Below are 2,383 nucleotides of genomic sequence, written 5' to 3'. Positions count from 1 at the left end.
CCGCGCCGCCCAGGCGGCCGCCGGCGCCTTGGCGGCCGCGGCCTTGATGGAGGCGGCCCAAACCTCGCGTCCGTTCTCCGACGAACTCGCCGCCCTGACCGCCGTCGCCCCGCCTTCAGCCGACCTGCGCTCGCTGAAGTCCTATGCCGAGCAAGGCGCGCCCAGCCGCGCCGCCCTGGCCGCCGGTTTCCCGGACTACGCCGCCCGCGCGGCCGCCGCGGCGCGTTCCCCTCAGGAAGACGCCGGCCTGCTGGTCCGTATCGGTCACGCCCTGTCGCGGGTGGTGACCGTCCGCCGCGTGGGTGACGTGCCGGGAACCGGCGTCGACGCCACCCTCGCCAAGGCCGAGATCCAGGTGGAGGAGGGCGACATCGTGGCCGCCCTGGCCACCCTCGACCGGCTGCCGGCGGCCGGCAAGACGGCCCTGGCTCCCTGGCGCGCGCGGGCCGAGCGCCGCGCTGACATCGATCGCCGGATCGCCCAGGTGCGCACGCTGGCGCTGGAGGATCTAGCCGGCCTGGCGCGGAGCGGCGGATGATCCGCGCGGCCATCATCGTCTTCCTGGTGGCGGCGCTCGCCACCGCGATCCTGGCCATGACCGGCGAGCCAGGCCATGCCACCCTGGTCTGGCTGGGCTGGCGGGCGGACATGACCGCCACCGCCTTCGTGCTGATCACCCTGTTCGTCGCGCTCACCGCCATGATCGGCTGGCGGCTGCTGCTGTGGGTGGTGGAGAGCCCCCGGCGCGCCGAGCGCGCCCGGGCCGAGACCCGTCGGCGGCAGGCCAACGAGGTGCTGACGCGGGGCTTCCTGGCCGCCGCGGCGGGCGACGGCCTGGAGGCGCGGCGCCTGGCGCTGAAGGCCGCCGACCTCGCCGACGAGGCGCCGGGCCTGGTGCGGGTCCTGGCGGCCCACGCCGCCGACGCCGCGGGCGATCCCGTGGCGATCCAGGCTGCCTACTCCGCCATGCTGGGCTTTCCCGAGATGCGTCTGGCCGGTCATCGCGGCCTGATGCAGGCGGCCCTGGCCCAGGGCGACCGCGCCGCGGCGCTCAGCCACGCCGAACAGGCCTATGGCCTGACCCGGACCGCCCGCTGGGCCTGGCGCGCCCTGCTGGAAGCCAGGCTCGAGAGCGGCGACTGGGATGGGGCGCTGGACCTGGTCAAGGGCGCCCTCGCCCGCAAGATCGTTTCCCCCATCGTGGCCGAGCGGGCTCGGGCCGCGCTGCTGGCGGCCTCTGCGGCCCAGCTGGAAAGCTCGTCCGATCCGAAGTCACGCAGCCAGGCCCAGGACTTCGCGGTGGAGGCCGCCAAGCTGCAGCCCGGCTTCGCGCCGGGCGTGGTCATGGCGGCCCGTCTGCTCGCGGCGGACGGCAAGGCGACGCGAGCGGCCCAGGCCCTGGAAGCCGCTTGGAAAGTCGCGCCGCACCCGGCCTTGTGGCTGGCCTACCGCGACCTCAAGACGGACGAGACCCCGCGCCAGCGGGCGGGCCGGCTGGCCGATCTCGCCCAGCTCAACCCCGACGCGCGCGAAAGTGGCATCCTGGCGGTGGAGCAGGCCTTGATCGGCGGCGACGCCAGTCGGGCGCTGGACGCCGCGCGAAGACTGGAAACAGAGCCGTTGACGGCCCGTATTGCCGGCCTGATGGCTCGGGCTTACTTCGCTGCAGGGCAAACAGATGAGGCCCGGGTCTGGATGGCGCGCGGTGTGTCGGCCGCTCAGGAGCCCGACTGGTCAGACCTCGATCCGGAAGGTCGCGCCTTCGCCTATGAACCGGCCGATTGGGCCCGGTTGGTGGCGAGCTACGCGGAGTCGGGCGAGCTCACCCATCCGCGTCACGAGCGGCGGGCGCGGACCATGAGCGAACTGCCGCAACTGCCTATTTCCTATGCCGACTCGGCGGCCTTCCTGACGGCCCATGAAGCGAACTCCGCGCCCTATGAGATCGGTGAGGGGCTGGACGAAGATGAGGAAGGGCCGGTCCCACGTCCGCCGCGGGCCGGAGATCGTCGTCCCCAGGCGAGGCGACGCTTGGCGAGTGCGCCGAGAGTCGCTAAGTAGGCCCTCTTTCGCGAACCGACCGGGTCGCGAGGTTTCGGGCCGCCTTAGCTCAGCCGGTAGAGCGACGCATTCGTAATGCGTAGGTCAGGTGTTCGAGTCACCTAGGCGGCACCATTCCTCATCTGAATTCGCACATGAATTCGGCTAAAATAACACTATTCGGTGAACAAGGCGCACGTGATTGGGGAATCCCGTTGCAGTGCGGCAGAGGTTGGAGTTTAACGTTTCGTGAACCACTGAGTTACGGGCGGGCAACTACGTCCGGGGGGCGTTGCTCAGGGGGGCATTGGACATGTGGTTTATGGAGGGCTCGTAGTGAGCA

2 protein-coding genes and 1 tRNA gene are annotated in these 2,383 nt (G+C 71.5%); all 3 read left to right on the top strand.

Annotation, left to right across the window (positions count from 1 at the left end; genetic code table 11):
• Positions 1-538, top strand: a 538-nt coding sequence (locus tag RMO04_RS00015; protein ID WP_405041444.1) for a COG4223 family protein, incomplete at its 5' end; no start/stop codon positions are given.
• A complete protein-coding gene (locus RMO04_RS00010; protein ID WP_309642748.1) occupies positions 535-2,061 on the top strand; it encodes a heme biosynthesis HemY N-terminal domain-containing protein in 1,527 nt (508 codons plus the stop codon). The genes RMO04_RS00015 and RMO04_RS00010, both read left to right, overlap by 4 nt.
• A 38-nt stretch (positions 2,062-2,099) precedes the next feature.
• Positions 2,100-2,175, top strand: a tRNA-Thr gene (locus RMO04_RS00005).
• Positions 2,176-2,383 lie beyond the last annotated feature (208 nt).

Origin of the sequence: Phenylobacterium sp. (genome assembly GCF_031412415.1) — a bacterium.
Lineage (GTDB): Bacteria > Pseudomonadota > Alphaproteobacteria > Caulobacterales > Caulobacteraceae > Phenylobacterium.
The sequence above is the reverse complement of the archived record's forward strand: the minus strand, read 5'-3'. Positions and strand labels throughout refer to the sequence as shown.